This window comes from Streptomyces hiroshimensis (assembly GCF_014650335.1).
GTDB lineage: Bacteria > Actinomycetota > Actinomycetes > Streptomycetales > Streptomycetaceae > Streptomyces > Streptomyces hiroshimensis.
The window spans coordinates 440,618-460,277 of record NZ_BMUT01000003.1; the positions used below are offsets into that span (position 1 = coordinate 440,618).

At 71.4% G+C, this 19,660-nt stretch carries 14 protein-coding genes; 1 reads left to right on the top strand and 13 read right to left on the bottom strand.

All coding sequences use genetic code 11. The features are described from left to right. Window positions 1-2: 2 nt before the first annotated feature. Window positions 3-1,823, bottom strand: a complete 1,821-nt coding sequence (locus IE241_RS10310) for a non-ribosomal peptide synthetase (protein ID WP_190021375.1) — start codon at window positions 1,821-1,823, stop codon at window positions 3-5. 47 nt (window positions 1,824-1,870) lie between these two features. Further along, on the bottom strand, window positions 1,871-3,502 hold the full coding sequence (locus IE241_RS10315) for a PhpK family radical SAM P-methyltransferase (RefSeq protein ID WP_190021376.1): 1,632 nt from the start codon (window positions 3,500-3,502) through the stop codon (window positions 1,871-1,873). Window positions 3,503-3,927: 425 nt separating this feature from the next. On the opposite strand from IE241_RS10315, the gene IE241_RS10320 reads away from it, so the two are divergent. Next, a complete protein-coding gene (locus IE241_RS10320) occupies window positions 3,928-4,758 on the top strand; it encodes an AfsR/SARP family transcriptional regulator (RefSeq protein WP_190021377.1) in 831 nt (276 codons plus the stop codon). An 86-nt stretch (window positions 4,759-4,844) separates the two neighbouring features. Here IE241_RS10320 and IE241_RS10325 read toward each other — a convergent pair whose 3' ends face one another. From IE241_RS10325 to IE241_RS10375, 11 genes are all read right to left on the bottom strand, one after another. Then, the gene (locus IE241_RS10325) at window positions 4,845-5,063 is read right to left on the bottom strand and encodes an MbtH family protein (protein ID WP_308433664.1); all 219 of its coding nucleotides are present in this window, start codon (window positions 5,061-5,063) and stop codon (window positions 4,845-4,847) included. Window positions 5,064-5,084: 21 nt separating this feature from the next. Further along, the gene (locus IE241_RS10330; RefSeq protein WP_190021378.1) at window positions 5,085-6,767 is read right to left on the bottom strand and encodes a condensation domain-containing protein; all 1,683 of its coding nucleotides are present in this window, start codon (window positions 6,765-6,767) and stop codon (window positions 5,085-5,087) included. A gap of 2 nt (window positions 6,768-6,769) precedes the next feature. Beyond that, window positions 6,770-8,359 carry an amino acid adenylation domain-containing protein gene (locus IE241_RS10335; RefSeq protein WP_190021379.1) on the bottom strand — a complete coding sequence of 530 codons (1,590 nt, stop codon included), beginning with the start codon at window positions 8,357-8,359 and terminating at the stop codon, window positions 6,770-6,772. Then, window positions 8,356-10,575 (bottom strand): penicillin acylase family protein, encoded by a 2,220-nt coding sequence (locus tag IE241_RS10340; protein WP_190021380.1) that lies wholly within the window; start codon window positions 10,573-10,575, stop codon window positions 8,356-8,358. The genes IE241_RS10335 and IE241_RS10340 overlap by 4 nt, the downstream gene beginning before the upstream one ends. Beyond that, a complete protein-coding gene (locus IE241_RS10345; protein WP_190021381.1) occupies window positions 10,572-12,224 on the bottom strand; it encodes a condensation domain-containing protein in 1,653 nt (550 codons plus the stop codon). Before IE241_RS10345 ends, IE241_RS10340 begins: the two co-directional genes overlap by 4 nt. 32 nt (window positions 12,225-12,256) lie before the next feature. Beyond that, window positions 12,257-13,060, bottom strand: coding sequence for a thioesterase II family protein (locus IE241_RS10350; RefSeq protein ID WP_190021382.1), 804 nt, complete (start codon window positions 13,058-13,060; stop codon window positions 12,257-12,259). Beyond that, a complete protein-coding gene (locus IE241_RS10355) occupies window positions 13,047-14,837 on the bottom strand; it encodes an ABC transporter ATP-binding protein (RefSeq protein WP_190021383.1) in 1,791 nt (596 codons plus the stop codon). The genes IE241_RS10350 and IE241_RS10355 overlap by 14 nt, the downstream gene beginning before the upstream one ends. A gap of 5 nt (window positions 14,838-14,842) precedes the next feature. Continuing rightward, complete coding sequence (locus tag IE241_RS10360; protein WP_190021384.1) at window positions 14,843-16,621, bottom strand: ABC transporter ATP-binding protein; 1,779 nt, start codon at window positions 16,619-16,621, stop codon at window positions 14,843-14,845. Window positions 16,622-16,769: 148 nt separating this feature from the next. Then, window positions 16,770-16,919, bottom strand: a complete 150-nt coding sequence (locus IE241_RS10365) for a hypothetical protein (RefSeq protein ID WP_190021385.1) — start codon at window positions 16,917-16,919, stop codon at window positions 16,770-16,772. A 4-nt stretch (window positions 16,920-16,923) separates the two neighbouring features. Beyond that, a complete protein-coding gene (locus tag IE241_RS10370; protein WP_190021386.1) occupies window positions 16,924-18,564 on the bottom strand; it encodes a condensation domain-containing protein in 1,641 nt (546 codons plus the stop codon). 116 nt (window positions 18,565-18,680) lie between these two features. Beyond that, entirely contained in the window at window positions 18,681-19,607 is a 927-nt protein-coding gene (locus tag IE241_RS10375; RefSeq protein WP_190021387.1) for a TIGR03621 family F420-dependent LLM class oxidoreductase, read from the bottom strand. Window positions 19,608-19,660 lie beyond the last annotated feature (53 nt).

Sequence of the window (19,660 nt, forward strand, 5' to 3'; positions counted from 1 at the left end):
CCTCATCGTTCACCTGCTCGGGTGCGGTCCAGGTAGGCGGCGAGCTCGCGCAGGCGCGGGTTCTCGAACACGGCGACCAGGGGGACCGTCCGCCCCCGGGCACGGCGCAGCCGCCCGGCCAGCCGGATGGCCAGCAGCGACTGACCGCCGAGCTGGAAGAAGTCGTCCATGACGCCGACGGGCCCTACACCGAGGACGTCCGACCACACTTCGGCGAGCATGATCTCGGTGGCGCTCTGCGGCGGGACGTGCTCCGGACGCTCGCGTCCGGGGTCGAGCCCGTGGTCGGCGGGTGACGGCAGGGCGGCCCGGTCGGCCTTGCCCGCGGCGGTGGTGGGGATGCGGTCCACGGGAACGATCGCGGACGGGATCATGTAGGACGGCAGATGTGCGCGGGCGACCCGAAGCAGTTCTGCCGCGCCGGCCCCCTCGCGACCGGGGACGTAGTGGACGGCGATGCCGCGTCCTCCGGGGCAGTCGTCCCGCACCGAGGCGACCACCTGCCGGACGTCCGTCTCCCGGGAGAGCAGATCCTCGATCTCACCGAGTTCGATGCGGTAGCCCCGCAGCTTGACCTGTCCGTCGGTGCGTCCGAGGTACTCCAGGCCCGCCGGTCCCGGCCGGGCCGTATCGCCCGTGCGGTACATGCGCGAGCCGTCCGCGGCGAACGGGTCCGCGACGAAACGCCCGGCGGTCAGGCCGGCCCGGGCGTGGTAGCCGCGGGCCACGCCGGTACCGGCCACGTATATCTCGCCGACCTCCCCCTGCCGCACCGGTTGCAGGCGGGCATCGAGGACATACACCCGTACACCGGGGAGCGGGGCTCCGATGTGCGGCTGCGGCGCGTCGGCCACGGGCGCGACGGTCGCATCGACCGTGCACTCCGTGGGGCCGTACAGGTTCACGGGGACCACCCCGCCGGCGGCGGCCAGGTCGCGCAGCCTGTTCCACAGGGAGGAGACGATGGGCTCCCCTCCGACGAGCAGCCGCAGGGGGGTACGACCCGGGTCCGGGCTGAAGTGGTCGAGGAGCGGCGCGAGGTGGGAGGGGGTGATGTCCAGATCGGTCAGGTCGTGGGTGTCGATGGCGGCCGCGAGTTCCGCCGGGTCCGATCGGGTCTTCTCGTCCAGCAGGACGAGGGTGTCGCCGCGGAAGAGTCGCAGCCACTGCTGGACGGACGCGTCGAAGGAGATGCCGGCGTTCCAGCCCACGCGGCCCGGGGGCGCTCCCGTGAGCACGCCCTGCTCCAGGGCGTCCAGCAGTCGGGGCAGTGCTCCGTGGGGGACGGCCACGCTCTTGGGGCGCCCCGTCGAGCCCGAGGTGTACAGCGTGTACGCGAGCCCGGCGGGGTGCGGCGGGAGCCGGCGCCGGTCCGCAGGGGGCGCGGAGAGCCACTCCACGCTCAGCGCCCGGGCATCGGTCCCCGGGGGCAGGCGGTCGACCGTGGTGGAGTCCACCAGGACGAGGAGCGCCCCGCTGTCCTTGAGCATGTACGAGAGCCGTTCACCCGGGTGGGCGGGGTCGAGTGGAAGGTAGGCCGCGCCCGACTTCAGGATGCCGAGCAGCCCGGTGACGAGTCCGGTGCCGCGGCCCAGGCACAGTCCGATGACGGTCTCGGGGCCCGCGCCGCGGGTCACGAGGGCGGCTGCCAGGGCATCGGACCGGTGGTCGAGTTCGGCGAAGGAGAGGCGTCCGTCCTCGGCGACGACAGCGGTACGGTCCGGGAACCGGCTCACGCACGCCTCGAACCGCTCCTGCAGAGAGCCCTGTCCGGCCGGCTGTGTCCCGCCGACCGTGGCGGCATCGGACGCCGAATCAGCCATGGTGCTCGTACTCCTTTCCGAAGGTGGCCGGGGTCGAGGTGGATGGTTCAGAAGCGAAAGCGGGTCGGTTTGGCGTCGAGGGCGCCGATGGCGGCCGCGAACCGCCCCTCCAGTGCGCGCAGCTGCGATGCGGACTGCGGGCCGCCGGTGTCGCGGACGCGCATGATCTGCTCGGAGAGCCGCAGGATCGGGGTCAGCTCTTCGACGCCGACGCCTTTGCCCGCGAGGTAGGGCAGTGACCAGAAGTCGAAGTCGTACAGCGGGAGCCAGGTGGAGCCGGTCACCCTGTCGAACATGGAGTCGGTGAGTCCGGCCGCCTCGCTGGAGGTCATGGTGGCGTGGCTCCAGCTGTAGCCCTCCCCCTTGATGCCGAGCACCTCCTGGTTCTTGTAGACGGGCGAGCGGGGGTTCGCCCACCAGGCCTGCGCCCTCCAGAAGGTCGGCTTCGTCTCGTTGAGGAAGTCGACGGTGTTGCTCACCGTGCGGGCGTTCTCACCGGGAAACCCGACGATGATGGAGGCGAAGGTGGTGATGTCGCGTTCGTTGAGCCGTTCCAGCCCGACGCGGTACTGGCTGTCCTGAGCGAGCTTGTGCATGTTGGCGAGGATCTCGGTGTCGCCGGATTCGATTCCCAGGAACACTCCGGAGCAGCCGCTCTCGGCGGCCAGGTCGAACGCCTCCTCGTCGCGGGCGTTGGAGCACCGGAAGTAGGAGTACCACCGCAGCCCCAGGTCCTCCTCGATCATCATGCGGCAGATGTCCTTGAACCGCTTGGGCGGAACGTTGAAGGTGTCATCGACGAACACGACGTTCTTGACGCCGAGTTCCGCCATGGCGCGCAGCTCCTTGCGCACGGTCTCCACGGATGCCGCCGCCAGGGCGCCGGCCCGCGAGGGGTAGTCGCAGAAGCTGCACTTGAAGGCGCAGCTGCGTGCGGTGCGCAGCTGGGCGGTGGCTCCTATCAGGTCCGGGGAGAAGCCCGACCAGTCGATGGAGCCGTCGTCGAGATCGTTGTTCTCCGGACGCCGCCGGGTCAGTCGCCATGCGCCGTCCGTGAAGTGGATGACGTTGTCGACGGCGGAGATGTCCTGCCCTTCCCTGAGGGCCAGGGTGAGCTTCGCGAGGGCGCTCTCCCCTTGTGACTCCTGCACGTACGAGTCGGCACCCATGGCGTCGAAGAGGTCTTGGACGGTGTCCGTGATGCCGTTCAGGCACAGGTTGTCGACGAGGGGGCCGCCGATCACGATGTGGCTTTCGGGCGAGTGCTCCCGGATGAACTCCACGATGGGCACGACCGGGAGGATGTTGACGTAGAAGGTGGTGGTGACCGCCACCACCATGGGCCGCTCCGCGAGGAGGTCCGCGAGCCGGTCGCGCTCGCCGCTGTACAGCGACACCGGTTCCGCGCTCAAGCCGCGCCGGCGGAGAAAACTGGTCAGATACAGCGCCGCGAGGTTGAAGACCTCACCGACGTGATAGCGGTCCTGCCGTCCGGTGACGCGGTTGCGCAGGGTACTGAAGGCGTCCATCCACGGCATCGGGCGACCGTCGACCACCAGATGCTCCTTGCGGAAGATCTGATACTCCGGCGAACTGGGACCCGCCCGTTCGCTCATGACCCGATAGTCGTCGAAATTTCCCTCGTTGTAGCCGATGACCACACAGTCGAGGCCGGCCATGCGATGCACACCCCCGCAGCTCGGTCGGGGCTCACGGACGAATCCGTCGCCTTCCCGGGCTCGCCGGGAACAGATGGACCGTACGCCGGGCCGGTTGTCCTGGAGTTACGCGCCCGAATCTCCATAGGCTTTCGCCACTTAGCCGAATTCCTGCAGCACATCCGCACCATTGCGGACAGACCAGGATGAGCCCTATGCCTAATGCACGCATCGGGACACCGACCGATCGCGATCGCGCCTTGATCGATAATCTCTTGCACCGATCTGGACAAGTGCGTAGCCTCGCCTGCACCCCTAACTCACAACAACCTCATAATTCAACGCTTGGCCACTGCACAAAATTTTTTGTCGGAATGTTTACGTCCGTTTTCCGTCCGAGACCATCACCCCCCACTCTCGCACCGTCATGAGGAGTCTTGCGTTTGATGGATCACGCGATCTCGGTCCATACACTCGGAATCTTCGAACTCGCCATTCACGGAAGGCCGGTTCAGCGATGGAAGGCCGGCAAGGCCCGCGATCTCTTTCAGTTCCTGCTGTTACGCCAAGGGCGAGTGGTACCCCGGGAAACACTCCACGAGTCGCTGTGGCCGGGATCCCACTGGTCGGCGAATTCGAGCTCACTCAAAGTCGCGGTGCACACCCTGCGCAGGGTCCTGGCCGGCTGCCAGGCGTCCACCGAGGAGACGGGCTCGCCGTCGCTGTCCCTGATCACTCGACCGACCGGCTACATCCTTGAGGCCAGAGGGGTCTGGGTGGACTCCGAGGTCTTCGACGACCTGGTCGACCGAGGGCACCGTGCCGAGTCGGCCGGGGCCCATCACGAGGCGAGCCGGCACTACCGGGCAGCGGCCGAACTCTACGCGGGGGACTTCCTGACAGGAGCCCCCATGGAATGGGCCAACGTCCACAGGGAGTGGCTCCGGAGCCGGTTCCTGTACGTCCTGCAGCGGTTGGCCGAAACCAGTCTGGTGGAGGACGATCCGCTCTCGGTGATGCGCTACTGCCGCCGGATCCTCGAGATCGAGCCGTACCGCGAAGAGAGCTACCGCATGCTGATGTACACGCATGCCCAGCTCGGGCAGCTCAACCAGGTCCGCCGCTGGTACGACTTGTGCACCACACGTCTGCGCGAGGACCTGCAGGCCGCCCCGGAACCGGCGACCCGGCTCATGTACTCGCGTGCGATGCACGGCCAGCTCGGCGGGCACAGCTGGGAATCCGTCAACTATCCCAGCCATACGGCAGCCCGCTGACGCGCACCCTCGGCGGCCGCCCGGCATGATCTCCGTCCGCTTTCCGCGGCGGAGGTCGGCCGGGCGGCCTGCACGCCGTCACCCGGTCAGCGGTTCGGCTCCTCCATGGCCGCGGCGAGACTGCGCGGACGCATGTCCCTCCAGTGTTCCTCGACGTGGTCCACGCACGCCGCGTGTCCCGCCGGCCCGTGCACCGTGCTCCAGCCCTCCGGCACGTCGAGGTCCGCGGGCCACAGCGAGTACTGACCCTCCTCGTTGCACAGGACGAGGTAGGTGCCCTCGGTGTCGTCGAACGGGTTGCTCATCACGGTCTCCATCCGTAGGGGTCACCCCGCCGCAGGTGAGGGCGAGGACGAGGGCGAACCAAGGCCGAGGAATTCCACCAGGCCGTCCACCGACTCGCTGTCGAAGAGGTCGATCAGCTCGAGTCCCAGTCCCAGTTCCGTGCCGAGCCGGCGTACGAGCAGCGCACCCATGAGTGAGCTCCCGCCCATGGCGAAGAAACTGGCCGAACAGTCGATCTCCGGAAGTCCCAGGACCTCCGCCCACACGGCCGCGATGCGCCCGTGCAGTTCCGTACGCGGCGCGATCGCGGGCGCACCGCCGCCGGGCTCCGTGCGATGCGGCCCGTTCCCGGCGCTCGCCGGGGGCCTCGTCCCCGCCGCCGGGAGCGAGACCGCCGCCTCGGCGAGCCGGGCGAGCGTCGGGTCGACGGCCGCGACGGCGGCGTCGAGCATCTCGACATAGGCCCGTGCCACGCCATCCATGGTGCCGACGTCGAACAACTCTGTGGCGTAGCGCAGGTTCAGGACGTGCTCCCCGTCCGCGTCCTCCCGCACCTCGGCCAGGAGGTCGAACTCGGTGGTCACCGCGCTGCGGTGCAGCAGCCGCTCGCTCACCTCCTTCGCCTCCACCCCGGTCAGACGGAGGGGCTCGTTCCCGGCCACGTACTGGAAGGCGACCTGGTACAGCGGGTGGCGACTGCTGTCGCGCGCCGGGTTGATCCGTTCGACGACGTGATGGAAGGGAGCGTCTCCGTGCTCGAACGCGCTCGCCAGATCCGTTCGGACCGCGGCGAGCAGTGCGGACAGGGTCAGCTCCGGGTCGCATTCCGCCACCAGGACAACGGAATTGACGAAGTATCCCAGGAGGTTCTCCAGCTCCGGCTCACCCCGCCCCGCGAGCGGGGTGCCGACCACGGCACGGGGCTGGTCCGCCCACCGTGCCACCAGGACGTCGAAGAGGGCCAGGTACACCACGAACGGGGAGACCGAGGCGGTGCGGGCCAGCTCCGTCACCCCGTGGACCGCTCCAGCCGGGATCGCGATCTGGCAGAAGCCTGCGGTGAAGCGCCGCAGGGCGGGCCGTGGCCGGTCGGCGGGCAGCTCCGGCGCGCGGACGTCCCGGAGGCGCCGCGCCCAATACCCGACGGACTCCTCCAGAGCGGCAGCCGCCTCCTCACGCTGCCACCAGGCGAAATCCGCGTACTGGGCGCCGAGTTCGGGCAGCTCGGGCTGCCGCCCCTGGACTTCGGCGGCATACAGCTCCGACAGCTCTCGCCGCAGCAGAACGTCCGAGGCTCCGTCCCAGACGATGTGGTGCGTCACCAGCACCAGCACGTGCCGCTCCGCCGCGAGCCGGAACAGCACGCCCCGCAGCAAGGGCGGGGACGACAGGTCGAACGGCTTCTCCGTCAGTCCTGCCAGGTGGCCGGCCATGGCATCGTCCTGCTCCTGTCCGTCCCGGTCACGGAGGTCGACGCGTCGCAGCTCGAAGGGCCCGCAGTCCCGGACCACCTGCTCGGGCCGTCCGTCCACCGGGACCAGTGCGGAGCGCAGCAGCTCGTGCCGGCCGACGATCGCGGTCAGCGCCCCCTGCAGGGCTTGCGGATCGAGCGGTCCGGTCAGCTCCCAGCCGGCGAGCAGCACGTACGCCGACAGTCCGGGCACGAGCTCCTCTGCCAGCCAGAGCGCCTCTTGGCCGAAGGACAGCGGTGCCTTGTCTTCCATCGTCAGTTCCTTCGCGAAAGGTCGTCCGACAGTGCTCGCCGGTCCGTCTTGCCGTTGGTGTTCAACGGGAGTCGGTCCAGGCGAACGACGCGTCCGGGGAGCATGTGGTCCGGCAGTACGGCGGCCAGTTCCTTCCGCAGCCGGCCCAGGAGGGCCTCGTCCCGCCCGTCCTGCGCGGAGTCCGGGTGGCCCGCACCGTATCGGGACACGACGCACGCGGTCAGGGCCGATTCCCCTCGCGGGGTGTTCTGCACGACCGCGGCCGCATCGGCGATCCAGGGCAGGGCCCGCAGGGCATGGTCGATCTCGCCCAGCTCGATCCGGAAGCCCCGGATCTTGACCTGGTCGTCCTGGCGCCCGACGTAGTGAAGTCGCCCGGCCTCGTCCGTGTGGGCGAGGTCTCCGGTGCGGTACCAGCGGCCCGGCCTGCCGGGCAGCGTGAGGAAGCGCTCGGCGGTCAGTTCGGGCATGCCGACGTAGCCTCGTGCCACCTGCCTGCCGCCGATGAGGATCTCCCCGGTGCGGCCGGGCGGTACCGGCCTCAGTTCCTCGTCCAGGACCAGTGCCGGGCTGTGGTCGTAGGCCGTGCCGATCGGGGTGGCCGATGCCGCCCGGGTCAGCTCCTCGTCCGTCAACTGCTTGAACGTGTTGTAGACCGTGCTCTCGGTGATGCCGTAGACGTTGCACCAGGCCGGCCGCGCCCCGGGCTGGGACCGCGTCCAGGAGCGGATCGCCCGGTAGTTGAGTGCCTCGCCGCAGAAGGTGACGTTGCGCAAGGGCAGGTTCACCCCCTCCTCCTCCACGACTTCGGCGAGGTGGTGGAAGACGCTGGGCACGATGTGCAGTCGTGTCACACGGTGGCGCAGCAGCAGCTCGGCCAGGCACTCGGGATCCTGTTGGGCGGCGCGCGGAACCGCGACCAGGGTGGCGCCGATGGCCACCGCCGCCCACATCTCCCACACACTGACGTCGAACCCGTGGGCGTGCTGCAGGGGCCACACCTCACGGTCGGCGAAGTCGAACAGCGGCAGGGCGTCGGCGAGCATCGCCAGGACGTTGGCATGGGTCACCTCCACGCCCTTGGGCACTCCGGTGGAGCCGGAGGTGTACATCACGTACGCGACGGAGCTCGGCCCGGCCAAGGTGTCCTCGGCCACGGCACCCGCGGAGGGCCCGGGGACCAGGTCGTCTCCGTCGACGTGCAGCGCGGTCAGCGCCTCGATGCCGGGTGCGGCCCGGCCGGACTCGTCGCAGAGGACCACCTGCAGTCCCGCGTTCCGGACGATGTGGCGCAACCGCCGGGAGGGGTGTGAGGCATCGAGAGGGACGTAGGCGCAGCCCGCACGCATCAGGGCCGCGGAGGCCACCAGGGCCAAAGGCCCGCGGGCCACGCTCATGCCGACCCGGTCACCGGGCCGGATCCCCACGGCTCGCACCCGGGCGGCCAGGGCGTCCACACACCGGTCGAGCTCGGCATAGCTCAGGCGTACGGGGCCCGCGACCAATGCCGGACGTTCGGCGAAGCGGCGGGCGGAGTGGCGCAGGACGTCGCTCAGCGTGCCCAGGGGCGGTCCGGGGGGTGCGGTGTTCACGGGGTCCTCCCTGGCGGAGTGGGGAACGACTCGGGTCCGTATGCGCCTGCGTACGGCGCGGGCTCGCCGATCAGCAGGGAGTGGGACTTCCCCTGGGTCCAGCGGACGATGTGGTCCAGGTCTTCGGGGCCGGTGCCGGCGGGGCTCCCGGGGACGGCCAGCAGGCCGCTTCCGGGGCGGGAGGGTGCGACGACAAGACGCATGGCCGCACCGAAGTCGGGCTGAGTGACCCGAAGGCTCTCCGGGCAACCGGAGAGACCGACGCCGCCATCACCCGCATGCCCCTCCGGCGGGCCGCCGTGGACCGGCGCACCCCCCAGGGGCGTCGGCGCGAGGGCGTTCACACTCCCCCAGCGGGTGGGTCCGTCGCTGCCGGTGCGCTTGGTCAGCAAGGCCCTGCCGCTGCCGAGCATGCCCACCACGAACGCGGCCGGCCCGGGCCAGGGCTCGGGCACCATGTCCGCGGACAGGGCGTCGAGGAGCCGGCGCAGGGGTCGTTCGTGGCCGTTGTAGCAGTAGGTGAAGGACTCGTCGTACCGCCGGCAGGGACGGGTCACGGCGGCGAACAGTTCCTCGCGCAGGAGCTCCCGGAACAGCACCAGCAGGGCGAGGCCGTACTCGTCGTGGTCCGAGGTGCCACGCCAGGCCAGGACCTCGTCGCGCAGGGCCCGCAGCGCTGCGGGGGCGCGTTCGGGCAGGTACCGAAGCGCCAGGTCCCGGTAGTACGCGTATAGCGAGGCGTCCACGTCGAGCTGCGGCCCGCCGCAGCCCGCCTCGTCGTGGGGTCCGCCCGCGGCGAGCAGTCCGGCGGCGCGGCGGGCCCGGGTGCCGGGGAAGTAGTTCCAGCCCAGGCTCGCGGTGCGACCGGCCGCGTCCCCGTTGTTGCAGCTGATCACGCGTCCGGTCGGCGGCGTCACCAGCCGTGGCAGCTCGTGGGGGGCGAGGCGCGGCGTCGGCCACGGGTCGCGTGCGGGGTCGGAGAAGCCGCGCGGTCCACCCTCGCGCCGCGCATGGCGACCCGTCACGGTCCAGGCCACGTCGGCCGCCGTGTCCGCGAGCAGGGCGTTCAGGGGAGGCAGGCCGCAGTCGTTCAGCAGCTCCGCCGCCGCGGTGACGTCCGCACTCTCGTAGAGTCCGACGACCGCGAAATCGAGTGCCGTGGGGTCGGTGAGGTTCGAGCTCAACGCCAGGGGGCGGCCCCGCAGCTGGTCGACGACCGGGCCCCACCGGGTCTCGCGCACTTCCACCTCGACGTCGTCACCGCCCATGACGGCGATGCGTTCCCGCCGGATGCCGAAGGCCCGGTCCCGCCCCTCGAACCGGTACGTGCCGGGGGCGGTGCCAGGGGCCAGTTCCCTCAGTTCGCAGGTGTCGGCCGGGAGACGGGTGAACCCCCAGGCGATCCGGCCGTTGGTACCGGCGACGATGGCGGGCAGGCCGGGTACGGTCACCCCGGTGACGCTCGTGTCCCCGACGACGAGCCGGGCGGCGTACATCAGCGAGGGGCTGGTCAGCTCCAGATGCATGTCATTGGCGAGGACAGCGGTGCTTCCGTCGGTGACGGCCCAGGCGTTGCTGCCGACGGGGCGGCCGTCCGAGACGACCAACCTGCCCGATGGTGGAGGTGGTTCGGCCATGAGGGCCCGCAACTCGGCGACCGGCAGGCCGGATCGGGCCGCTTCGGCGGGCGTGCCGTCGATACCGACGGCGAACTCGTCCTGCGGGTCGAGCAGGAAGTCGACGACGGCCGCCGGCAGCGTCCGCCGCATCACCTCGACCATACGGACGTCCTGCCCGTCCGACGACAGCTCCTGGAACAGGCCTTGGGTGACCGCGATGCAGTCGACCGGTGTCCACGCACCGCCCGGGCCGTTCGGTGCGGCGGCGTTGACGCCGTCCGCGTACGCCCGCAGCGTGTTGCGCTGCGCCGTGGGCAGCGACTCCCAGCAGTCGCGGGCCACCTGCGCGAGCCCGAGGACGCGCTGTCGCACGTCGGCCTGCACGGCTTGCGGACCGAGGACTTCGGCGAGCCGTCCGTGGCTGCGGCGCCGCATGAAGTCCATCTGCCCACGGCGGTGCCGGGCGACCGCCCAACCGAGGCCGAACGCGGCGGCCGTCCAGTCGGGCGCGGTGACGACCGGCCGGTCCAGGGCGTCGAAGGCGACTTCGACGACTCCATCGGCGGTGTGCAGCCGAGCGGCCGCGGAGCCGTTCACCGCGGCACCGCCGCCCCGGTCGGTACGACGCTCGCGTCAGGCGCTTCGGCGAACCGCCGCAGGGTGTCCACGACGGCGCCCAGGACCGCGTCCGGCCTCCGGTCGTCTCCGGGCTCCGCCGCCTGTTCGACGGTGACCCTGAGCATTCCGGTGTCGTGCGCGAACAGAGTGACGCTCAGGCGCGGGCCGAGCGCGGAAGGCACCAGGAGGTCTCCGTGGTCGTACAGCGGCGACATCTTCAGGGCGGATCCGGCGGGAGTCCGGTAGGGCCGGTCGAAGGCGACCACCGCGTCCACCAGGTCGTCGGGGCGAAGCCCCAGCGTGGCGCAGGGCGGCCCGAGCAGGTCGTCCAGCGGGCTGTCGGCCCACCGGCGGGCCTCGGCGAGCTGGGCCTGCGTGGCCCGCACGATGTCGCGCGGTGTCGCGCCACCGGGTACGGGCACGGCGAGCAGCGTGCTGTTCGCGAAGGGCCCGACGGTGCGCTCGTGGGCGGCGTGCGCCCTGTTGTCCAGCAGGGTGCCGATGCCGATGTGCCGGCGGCCCCGGGAAACGGCGAGTGCCGTGGCGATGGCGGCGGTCGCCACGACGAAGTCGGTGGCGCCCTCCGGGCCGGCCCATGCGCGCAGCCCGTGCAGTACGGAGGTGTCCAGTTCGGCCCCGCGGCGCACGTAGCGCATGCCGAGCGGGCCGGGTTCGGCAGCTGCGGCCAGGTCCGCCGCGAGATCACGGGCCACCCGCGCCCAGTGGCGGCGGGAGCCGGCGGCCGGATCACCCGGTCCGCGGCGGCGGTGCAGGGCGTAGTCGATGTGGGTGAGGGCGTCGCCTTCGGCCAGGCGGGCGTCGCCTTCGGTGACCAACTGCGTGTAGGCCTCGGCGAGATCGTCGAGGAGTACGGTCTGTGACACGCCGTCGACGGCGAGGTGGTGGAGATGCAGCACCAGCAGGTCGGCCGCATGACGCCGGCGGAACAGCTGGGCGCGGAGGAGGTTGCCCCGCATGAGGTCGAACGGCCTCAGGTGCGCGAGGCGCACGGCCTTCAGGACCGCCGCCTCCTCGGCCTGCCGGTCGGTGCCCGTGGGCAGGTCGCGAACGACCAGTTCGATGTCGGAGGGCGCCCACGGGGGGACGATCGCCTGCTGGTGTGCGCCGCCCCCGTCCGGAACGGGGAAGGCCAGGCGCAGCGCGCCGTGCCGGTTGAGCACTGCGTGCAGCGCCAGCCGCAGGGCAGCGGCGTCGACGGGCGAGTCCAGGGCGACGGGCACGACGATGCTGTGGACCGGTGAGGGTCCGAGGGCGTCCTCGATGCGCAGCAGCCGCTCCTGCTGGGGCGACACCGGCCCTGTGGCGCGGCCCGAGGGGCGCAGCCGTTCACCGGCCGAGCCCTCGCCGAGCACGGCGGTCGTCCGACTGACGAAGTCGGCGAAGACCGGGTGCTCGAAGATGAGTGCGGCGGGCAGTTCGGCGTCAAGTGCCTTGCGCATACGGGACATCAGCCGGGTGCCGAGCATCGAATGGCCGCCGAGCGCGAAGAAGTGCGCGTCGTCGCCGACCTCGGGGACATTCAGGAGGTCCTGCCAGAACCGGCGGGCGAAGTCGGCCACCGCAGGGGCGTCGTGATGCCCCCGGGGTGCGGCGGTGTCTGCGTCCATCAGTGTTTCTCCCTCCTCGTTTCCCACGGGTTTCAACGCTCTTCCCGTGCCAGTGCGGTGCGCAGCTCGGCCCGCACCAGGGCGGTGACCGTCAACGGGTCCTCTTCGATGAACAGATGGCCGCCGTCCAGATCGAGGCGGCGCAGGGGCCGCTGCGATTCGTGGGCCCAGCCGGCCATGACCTCGGGGCCGGCCTCGGGGTCCTCACGCCCTGCCAGGGCGACGATGGGCGTGGACAGGACGGGGCCCGGCGTGTGGCGGTAGCGGTCGGCCAGGGCGAAGTCGGCACGCAGCATCGGAAGCAGCAGGGAGAGCATCTCCTCGTTGTCGAGGACGGCCTGGGGAGTCGCCCCCATCTCCTGCAGCAGGGCGATGAACTCCGCGTCGGGCAGGATGTGCTTGGGTGCCAGCCCCTCGCAGTCGCGCGGCGGTGCGCAGGCCGCCACCATGAGCAGGAGGGGAGGGCACCCGCGTCGGGTCAGGCCCCGCGCGACCTCGAAGGCCAGCAGTGCGCCCAGGCTGTACCCGAACAGTGCCAGCGGCAGGTCCCTCTGCAGCGGGGCGACGGCCTCGACCACATCGTCGGCGATCCGGTGCAGGTCGTGTTCGAGTGGCTCGCCCCACCGATGGGCCCTGCCCGGCAGGCACAGCGGGAGCACGTCCGCGGTGCCCGCGAGTTCCTCGCCCCAGGCGCGGTACATCACCGGTGAACCGCCCGCGTAGGGCAGGCACAGCAGGCGTACGGCGTGGTCGCCGGAGGTGGAGCGGGCGGGGGCGGGGAACCAGCGGCCCGTCGCAGTGGCCGAGCCGCGGCCGGTGTCGTCACGCGTAGGCACGGGACTGCCTCTCGTAGAGGTCTCGGTAGATGCCGTTGCGGTCGGCCATCAGGTGATCGTGGACCCCGAGCTGCGCGATGCGCCCGCGGTCGACGACGACGATCAGGTCGGCGAGGCGTGCGGTGGACAACCGGTGCGAGGCGAACAGCGTGATGCCGTTGGACTGCGCGACGGTCTGCCGGGCGGCCCTGACGTAGGAGGTCAGCAGCACGTCCTCGGCCAAGGGGTCGATGGCCGCGGTGGGTTCGTCCAGGACGAGCAGGCACGGTGCGGTGCGCATTCTGGCCCGGGCCAGCGCGACACGCTGCCACTCCCCGCCGGACAGGTCGACGCCGTCGTCGAAGGAGGTGCCGAGGCGGGTGGCCAGTCCTGCGGGCAGGCCCGCCACGAGTTCGGCCGCTCCCCCTTGCTCGAGCGCCCGGGTGACGTGGGCGTCGTCCTCGGCGTGGGCCGGGGAACCCGCGCCCACGCTGTGCCGCACGTCGAACTCCAGGCGGCTGAAGTCCTGGAAGCAGGCGCTGGTGCGCAGGTGCCAGAGATCGCTGTGGACGGTGGCGAGGTCGACTCCGTCGACGGTGATCCGTCCGCTGGTCGGCCGGTACAGGCCGGCCAGGAGTTTGATCAGTGTGGACTTGCCCGCGCCGTTGGCCCCGACCACCGCGACGACGCTGCCCGCGGGCAGTACCAGGTCGACGCCCTCAAGGGCCCGAGCGTCACTGCCCGGGTAGCGGAAGCCCACCCCGTCGAGGCGGATCCCGTCCACCAGGCGTTCGGCCGGTACGGCTTCGCCGGCTCCCTGTGCCGCACGGTCCGCGTACTCTTCCAGCCGCAGCAGGCGCCGCGAGGCGGCGAGGGTCTGCTGGAGGAAGCCGAAGAACTGGACCGACTGGCTCAGCTGGGTGCTGACCGAGGTGACGAGCCCCAGTATGAGGATCACGTCGCCCAGGGACACCCTTCCCTGGGCGAACCGGTGCAGCACGAACAGCAGGGCCGCGCAGTAGCCGAGGGCGAACAGGGCCGAGGCGGCGCTCGTGGTGACGAGGTTGCGCCATACGGTGCGGGTGACCGTCCGGTCCGCGGTGGTGGCCGCCTCGGCCTGGCGTGCGCGCAGATGGGGTCCCAGGCCCGACAGCCTGAGCTCCTTGGCGGCCGCGGGGGAGGTTCCCACCGCCAGCAGATGGCGGGCCAGCCGGGCAGCGCCGGCCGCTTGCCCCACCGCCTGGTCACGGCGCCGCTGCGCGCGCTTGGTCGCCAGCAGGGGCGGCACCGCGAGCAGCGGCAGCAGGAGCAGCACCGGCTGGACGACGGCCAGGATCACGCCGGTGAACGCGGCACGGACGGCCGCGCCGAGCACGAGCGAGGCCGCGTCACCGCCCTCGGACAGGTGGACGCGTTCCTGGCGCAGGACCTCGATCTGGTCGCGCACCTCCGGGTCGTCGAGGTGCTCGACGCCCGGGAGGCGGCCGATGAGGGTCATCAGCCGGCGGTCGACGGCCGACGCCGTCGCCTCGATCATCCGCACGGACTGCTCGATGGAGTAGGTGACGCTGCCCACCGCCATCGCACTGGCCAGTGCGATGCCGGCCACCGCCGCGTTCAGTGTCCCCGTGTCGTGGGCGACGGCCGCGTCGACCATGACCTTCACCAGGTAGAGGACGAGGACGAGGACGGTCGGCCGCAGCCCGAAGGCGACGAACGTGATGCACGTCGCCCTCCGGTCCGCTTCGAGGGACAGGCCGACGGCGGCTCTCAGAGGGCCGCGGCGCCGCGTGGACACAGGTGTCACCGTATGGTCTCCGTTCCGGCCGTGAACCGCTCCGCCTGCACTCGGAACATGCGCGCGTACAGGCCGTTCGCCGCCATGAGCGCCGCATGGGTCCCTTCCTCCGCCAGCGACCCGCCGTCGAGCACGACGATCCGGTCGGCATGCCGCACCGTGGAGAAGCGGTGTGAGATCAGCACCACCGTCTTGCCCGCCGTGGCGTCGAGAAGCCGGCCGTGGAGTTCGGTCTCACCGCGCACGTCGAGCGCCGCGGAGGGTTCGTCGAGGAGCAGGACCTCCGCTCCGGCGGACAGGGCCCACAGGGCCCGCGCGAGCCCGACGCGCTGCCATTGCCCCCCGGACAGATCCACACCGCCGAACTCCCGGCTGAGGACGGTCGACCAGCCCTCGGGGAGCTCGCCGACGAGGTCGAGGAGGCCCGCCGCGCTGGCGATCCGGTCCAGTTCCGCACTGGTCGAAGGGTGTTCCGGAGCGCCGAGTACGACATTGTCACGCAGGGAAAGGCTCCATCTGATCCAGTCCTGGAAGAGCGCCGCACAGCGACGCGGCCAAAGGTCGGTGCTGATGTCACGCATGTCGACGCCGTCGACCAGGATCCGTCCCTCCGTGGGCCGGTAGAGGCCGCACAGCAGCTTGGCCAGGGTGGTCTTCCCCGCGCCGTTGACGCCCACGACCGCCAGTGAGGTGCCGGCGGGAATCGTCATGTTCAGATCGCGCAGCACCCATGCGTCGGATCCGGGGTAGCGAAACCCGACGCCCTCGAACACGATCGACGTGCGGAAGTGCGCGGGCGCCTCCCCCGTGGGCCGGGGCAGGCTGCCGGTGCTCTCCTCCAACGTGGCGAGCGTCTTGAGCATCGTGCCGCCGACCGCGATGTTCAGCAGGTCCGGGGTGACGGTGCTGAGCCCCAGCAGGCCCGTGCTCGCCACGGCGAACGCGGTGAAGCGGCCGATCGACAGATCGCCGTCCACCAGGTCCCGGGTGAGCACGAGGAACGTCAGGCCCTGGACGGCCAGAACCACGCAGGCGCTGCGCAGACTGACCCGTGCGACTCCGGTGCGGTCGTGCCGGGCACGGGTGATGGCCGAACTCCACTCGGCCGTGTACCGGTCCAGAAGCCAATTGACCAGACCGAAGGTGCGGACGTCCTTGGCAGCGGCGGGTGTGCACAGCGTGTTCTTGAGGTACATGGCGCGCCGCATCATCGCGGGCGCGCCCTCCGCGGACTCCAGCGCGGCCTGGTACATGCGGGAGACAATGACCATCGCATACCCGTAGGCCGCGAGCAGCAGCGCCGCGAGCCACCACCGGTACGCGAGCAGCACCAGGGCACCGCACACCGCTCCGCCACGGGCGATGCCGATGCCGACCAGGCCGACCACGGCGTCCCGGGCAACACTGCCGCCCGCCCCGCCGGTGACTCCGTCGACCAGTCCGGAGGTCTGGGGGCCTTCCAGCCGTACCAGGTCCACCGGACCGTCGAGCGCGGCCATCGTGCGCCGGGACACCGACCGGTCCAGGCTCCGGCCCAGCGATTCGGCGACCGCCTGGGCGACCGGGCCCACCACTTGCAGCAGGAGGAAGACCGTCCCCAGGAGCAGGCCCAGGACGACGGTCTTCCGGCCGAGGCCCTGCGCACCGGAGTCCAGCAGCGAGCCGGCCAGCACTCCGGAGGTCACCGCGAGCGTCGCGGGCAGTACCGCGCCCACGGCGAGCAGGGCCGCCAGCACCAGGCTGTTGCGGCGATCGGTGCGCAGCACTTCGCCGACCAGCACCACCAGGGGCGCCCTCCACCGGATGCGTCGGGCGCCCGCTGCCCGGGCCCCCGTACCGTCCACCACCACCTACGACTCCCTTTCCGCTGCGTCATGTCCACCGCGGCGCCGAGCGCCGGGCCGAAGCCAAGGCGCCGCGCTCTCCGCGCGGTTACGGTAACCCGGCACCTCGCGGACCATCGCCTTCCGCCCCCTCTGCCTGCTCTTCCTCCTCTTCCAGCGCCTCCAGGGCCTGGAGGTACTGGTTGCGCACTTCGGCGAGGTCCTCTTCGTTCAGGATCCGGGAAAACGACGTGGGCACTGGTCTACCTCTCTGTCGCGGACGGCCGTCCGGCCGCTCTCATGTACTGGAACGCCGCGGCCAGTTGCCCTTCCGCCGCCGCGAAGGCGCCTTCGGGCCAGACGGCCAGACGATGGTGCGATACGCCGGCGAGCCCGCGGGACTCCGCGAACAGCTCCAGGACGAGGGGGAAGTTCGTCGGGTCGACGGTGTCGCCGCTCTGCAGCAGGTATTCGGCCGCCAGGACGCCGCCCGGCAGCTCCCTCGTCTGGTGGCGCGGCGGCTGCAGCGCGAATCCGATCTGCGGCCGGCATGCGGCGCCCGTGCCCCGTTCGGCCAGCAGGCCGAGTGCGTGGTCCAGCGGCATCTCCTCGTGCCGCAGGGCGCGGGCGACTTCGTCCCGGGTTTCGGCGAGCCGCTCTTCGGGATCGAGCGAGGGGCGTGCCCGCCCCGAGACGTACAGGGTGTTGGAGAAGCAGCCGATCACGTTCTCGGTGCCCGGAAGCCCCCGGTTGGCCGCCTGCACGGCCACCAGTTGACGCGTCCCACCGGCGCGACGGGCCGCGAATTCCAGCAAGGTGGCCACCAGGCCGACGAAGAGCGTGGTGTCGTGTCGGGCGGCCAGGTACCGCAGATCCCGGACGGTGGCGTCCTCGACCTCGAAGGGCCGGATGCGCGAGGTGTATCCCTTTCCGAGGCCGCCGTCGCCCACGATCGGGGCCGGAGTGTGGCGCACGGCCTCCGCCAGCCCCTGCAGGTGCTCCTCCAGGCGTTCGCCCCGGAGCGTGTCCCGCTGCCAGTAGGCGAAGTCCGCGTAGGTGAACTCCGGGGCACGGCTCTCGGGGGCGGCGCCGACGCGGTGTGCGTAGGCCTGGGCGATCTCGTCGAGCAGCAGGGACTGCGACATGCCGTCGAAGACGATGTGGTGCACGGCGGTGAGCACGGTCCACTCGTGGTCGGCCGTGCGGGCCAGGACGAACCTCACCGGAGGCGCGGCGTGCAGGTCGAACCCCCGCAGGTGCTGTTCCCGAACGCGGCGTCGCAGCAGTGCCGCACCGTTCTCGGCACGCAGGTCGCACATGTCGATCTGCGGGGCGTCCTGCTCGGCGAACCGCTGCGCGGGCCGGCCGTCGTCCTCGCCGAAGACGGTGCGCAAGGCGGGCTGTCTGCGGACCGTGTCCACGAGTGCCTGCCTCAGCGCCACGGGGTCGATGTCCCCGCGCAGGTCGAGCCGGCCCACGTTGTTGAACAGTCCGGCCCCGCCCGTGGCGCGGTCCATGGCGTAGAAGCTCTCCTGGCTCAAGGAGAGCGGGAACCAGGTCCGGCGGCGCCTGGCCAGTGAGGTGATCGAGCGCCGCGGCCGGGGGCGGTCCATCATCTCCCCCAGGCCCCTGGCCACGGCCGCGGCGCTGCTGTCGCGGTACATCTCCGCCAGCGGCAGGCGAACTCCGTGGCGCCGCGCCAGTAAGGCCAGGGCCCGGCCGGCGTGGAGGGAGTCTCCGCCCAGGCGGAAGAACGACTCGTCCTCGGCACAGCCGTCCAGGCCGAGCACGTCGCGGTAGACGGCCGCGACGCTCGCCGCCGTGGGGCGGTCGTGCGCCGGCCGCGCCCGGGCGGCCTCCGTCTCGGCGCACGCACGGACCGGTTTCCCTGTACGACCGGTCACAGCGCCTCCCATTGGTCGTCGTCGAGCTGGAACGCCTCGCGAGTGAAGTCCTGATCGGACCGTACGGGCGCGTGGTTAGACCCTGGTTACGTGGTTCGCGTACCCGTGCGCCGCGGTCACCGGCCCTTGAGGGCCGCCACCACGGCCGCGAACGGCTCGGCCGCCGCGGCGGGCACCGTGACGTAGTCGAATCCCCAGCGCTCGCGCCGGGCCAGGAGGGTGTCGCGGACCTGGGCCGCGGTACCCACCAGGAAGCAGGCGAGCTCGGCCAGTTCTCCGGGGGTACGGCCGACGGCCCGGGCCAGCGCCTCCTGCACCGCCGCGGGCCGCGGTGTCACGAAGCATTCCCACACCAGGTGGTTGAGGCGGGGCGACCGGCCCAGCGCGGCGGCCTCCGCCCGTATCCACGCCATCTTCTCGTCCAGGTGGGCGGGCGAGCAGTCGTCGAGACCCGTGGGCCCGTCGGGGCCGAGCCCGGGCACCACGCTCACGATGTCCGCCTCCTGCACGGCCAGGGAGAGCATCCCCCGCCGGGTGCCGCCGAGCAGGAGGCGGGGGCCGCCGTGACGGCACGGCGGATCCTGGGCCTCCTGACGCACGCGGTAGTGCGCACCGGCTTCGATCGCGCACCCTGCCCAGTGGGACCGGCAGATGGCGACCGCCTCCCGCAGCCGCTCGTAGCGCACCCGGCCCGGGTCGAAGCCGATTCCGGTGCGTTCGTAGTCGACCCGGTACCAGCCGGCCCCGAGGCCGAGCTGGAAGCGGCCGTCCGACAGAGCGTGCAGCGACGCGGCATCCCGGGCGAGCATCAGCGGGTGACGCAGGTCGTTGTTGAGCACGTACGTACCGACGACAAGCCCGTCCGTCACCTCCGCCGCGGCCGCCACCGCGGGCACGGGTGCCAGCCGCTGGTCCACGTGGTCGCTGACGAGCAAGGCGTCGTAGCCCAGATCCGCTGCTCGGCGGGCGAGTTCACGCCACTCCTTCTCGGTCACATCACCATCGCTGACCAGTGCGAACTGAAAGGCCTGAGGTTGCGACATCTTCTCCCTCGTTCTCCCGTGACTGCCTGCCGGCGCCCTCTGCGGGCGGCGGC

Coding starts and splice junctions, on each gene's coding strand:
- IE241_RS10375 (WP_190021387.1), bottom strand. CDS start 19,607: ATGTCGCAACCTCAGGCCTTTCAGTTCGCACTGGTCAGCGATGGTGAT.
- IE241_RS10310 (WP_190021375.1), bottom strand. CDS start 1,823: ATGGCTGATTCGGCGTCCGATGCCGCCACGGTCGGCGGGACACAGCCG.
- IE241_RS10325 (WP_308433664.1), bottom strand. CDS start 5,063: ATGAGCAACCCGTTCGACGACACCGAGGGCACCTACCTCGTCCTGTGC.
- IE241_RS10315 (WP_190021376.1), bottom strand. CDS start 3,502: ATGGCCGGCCTCGACTGTGTGGTCATCGGCTACAACGAGGGAAATTTC.
- IE241_RS10345 (WP_190021381.1), bottom strand. CDS start 12,224: ATGGACGCAGACACCGCCGCACCCCGGGGGCATCACGACGCCCCTGCG.
- IE241_RS10330 (WP_190021378.1), bottom strand. CDS start 6,767: ATGGAAGACAAGGCACCGCTGTCCTTCGGCCAAGAGGCGCTCTGGCTG.
- IE241_RS10320 (WP_190021377.1), top strand. CDS start 3,928: ATGGATCACGCGATCTCGGTCCATACACTCGGAATCTTCGAACTCGCC.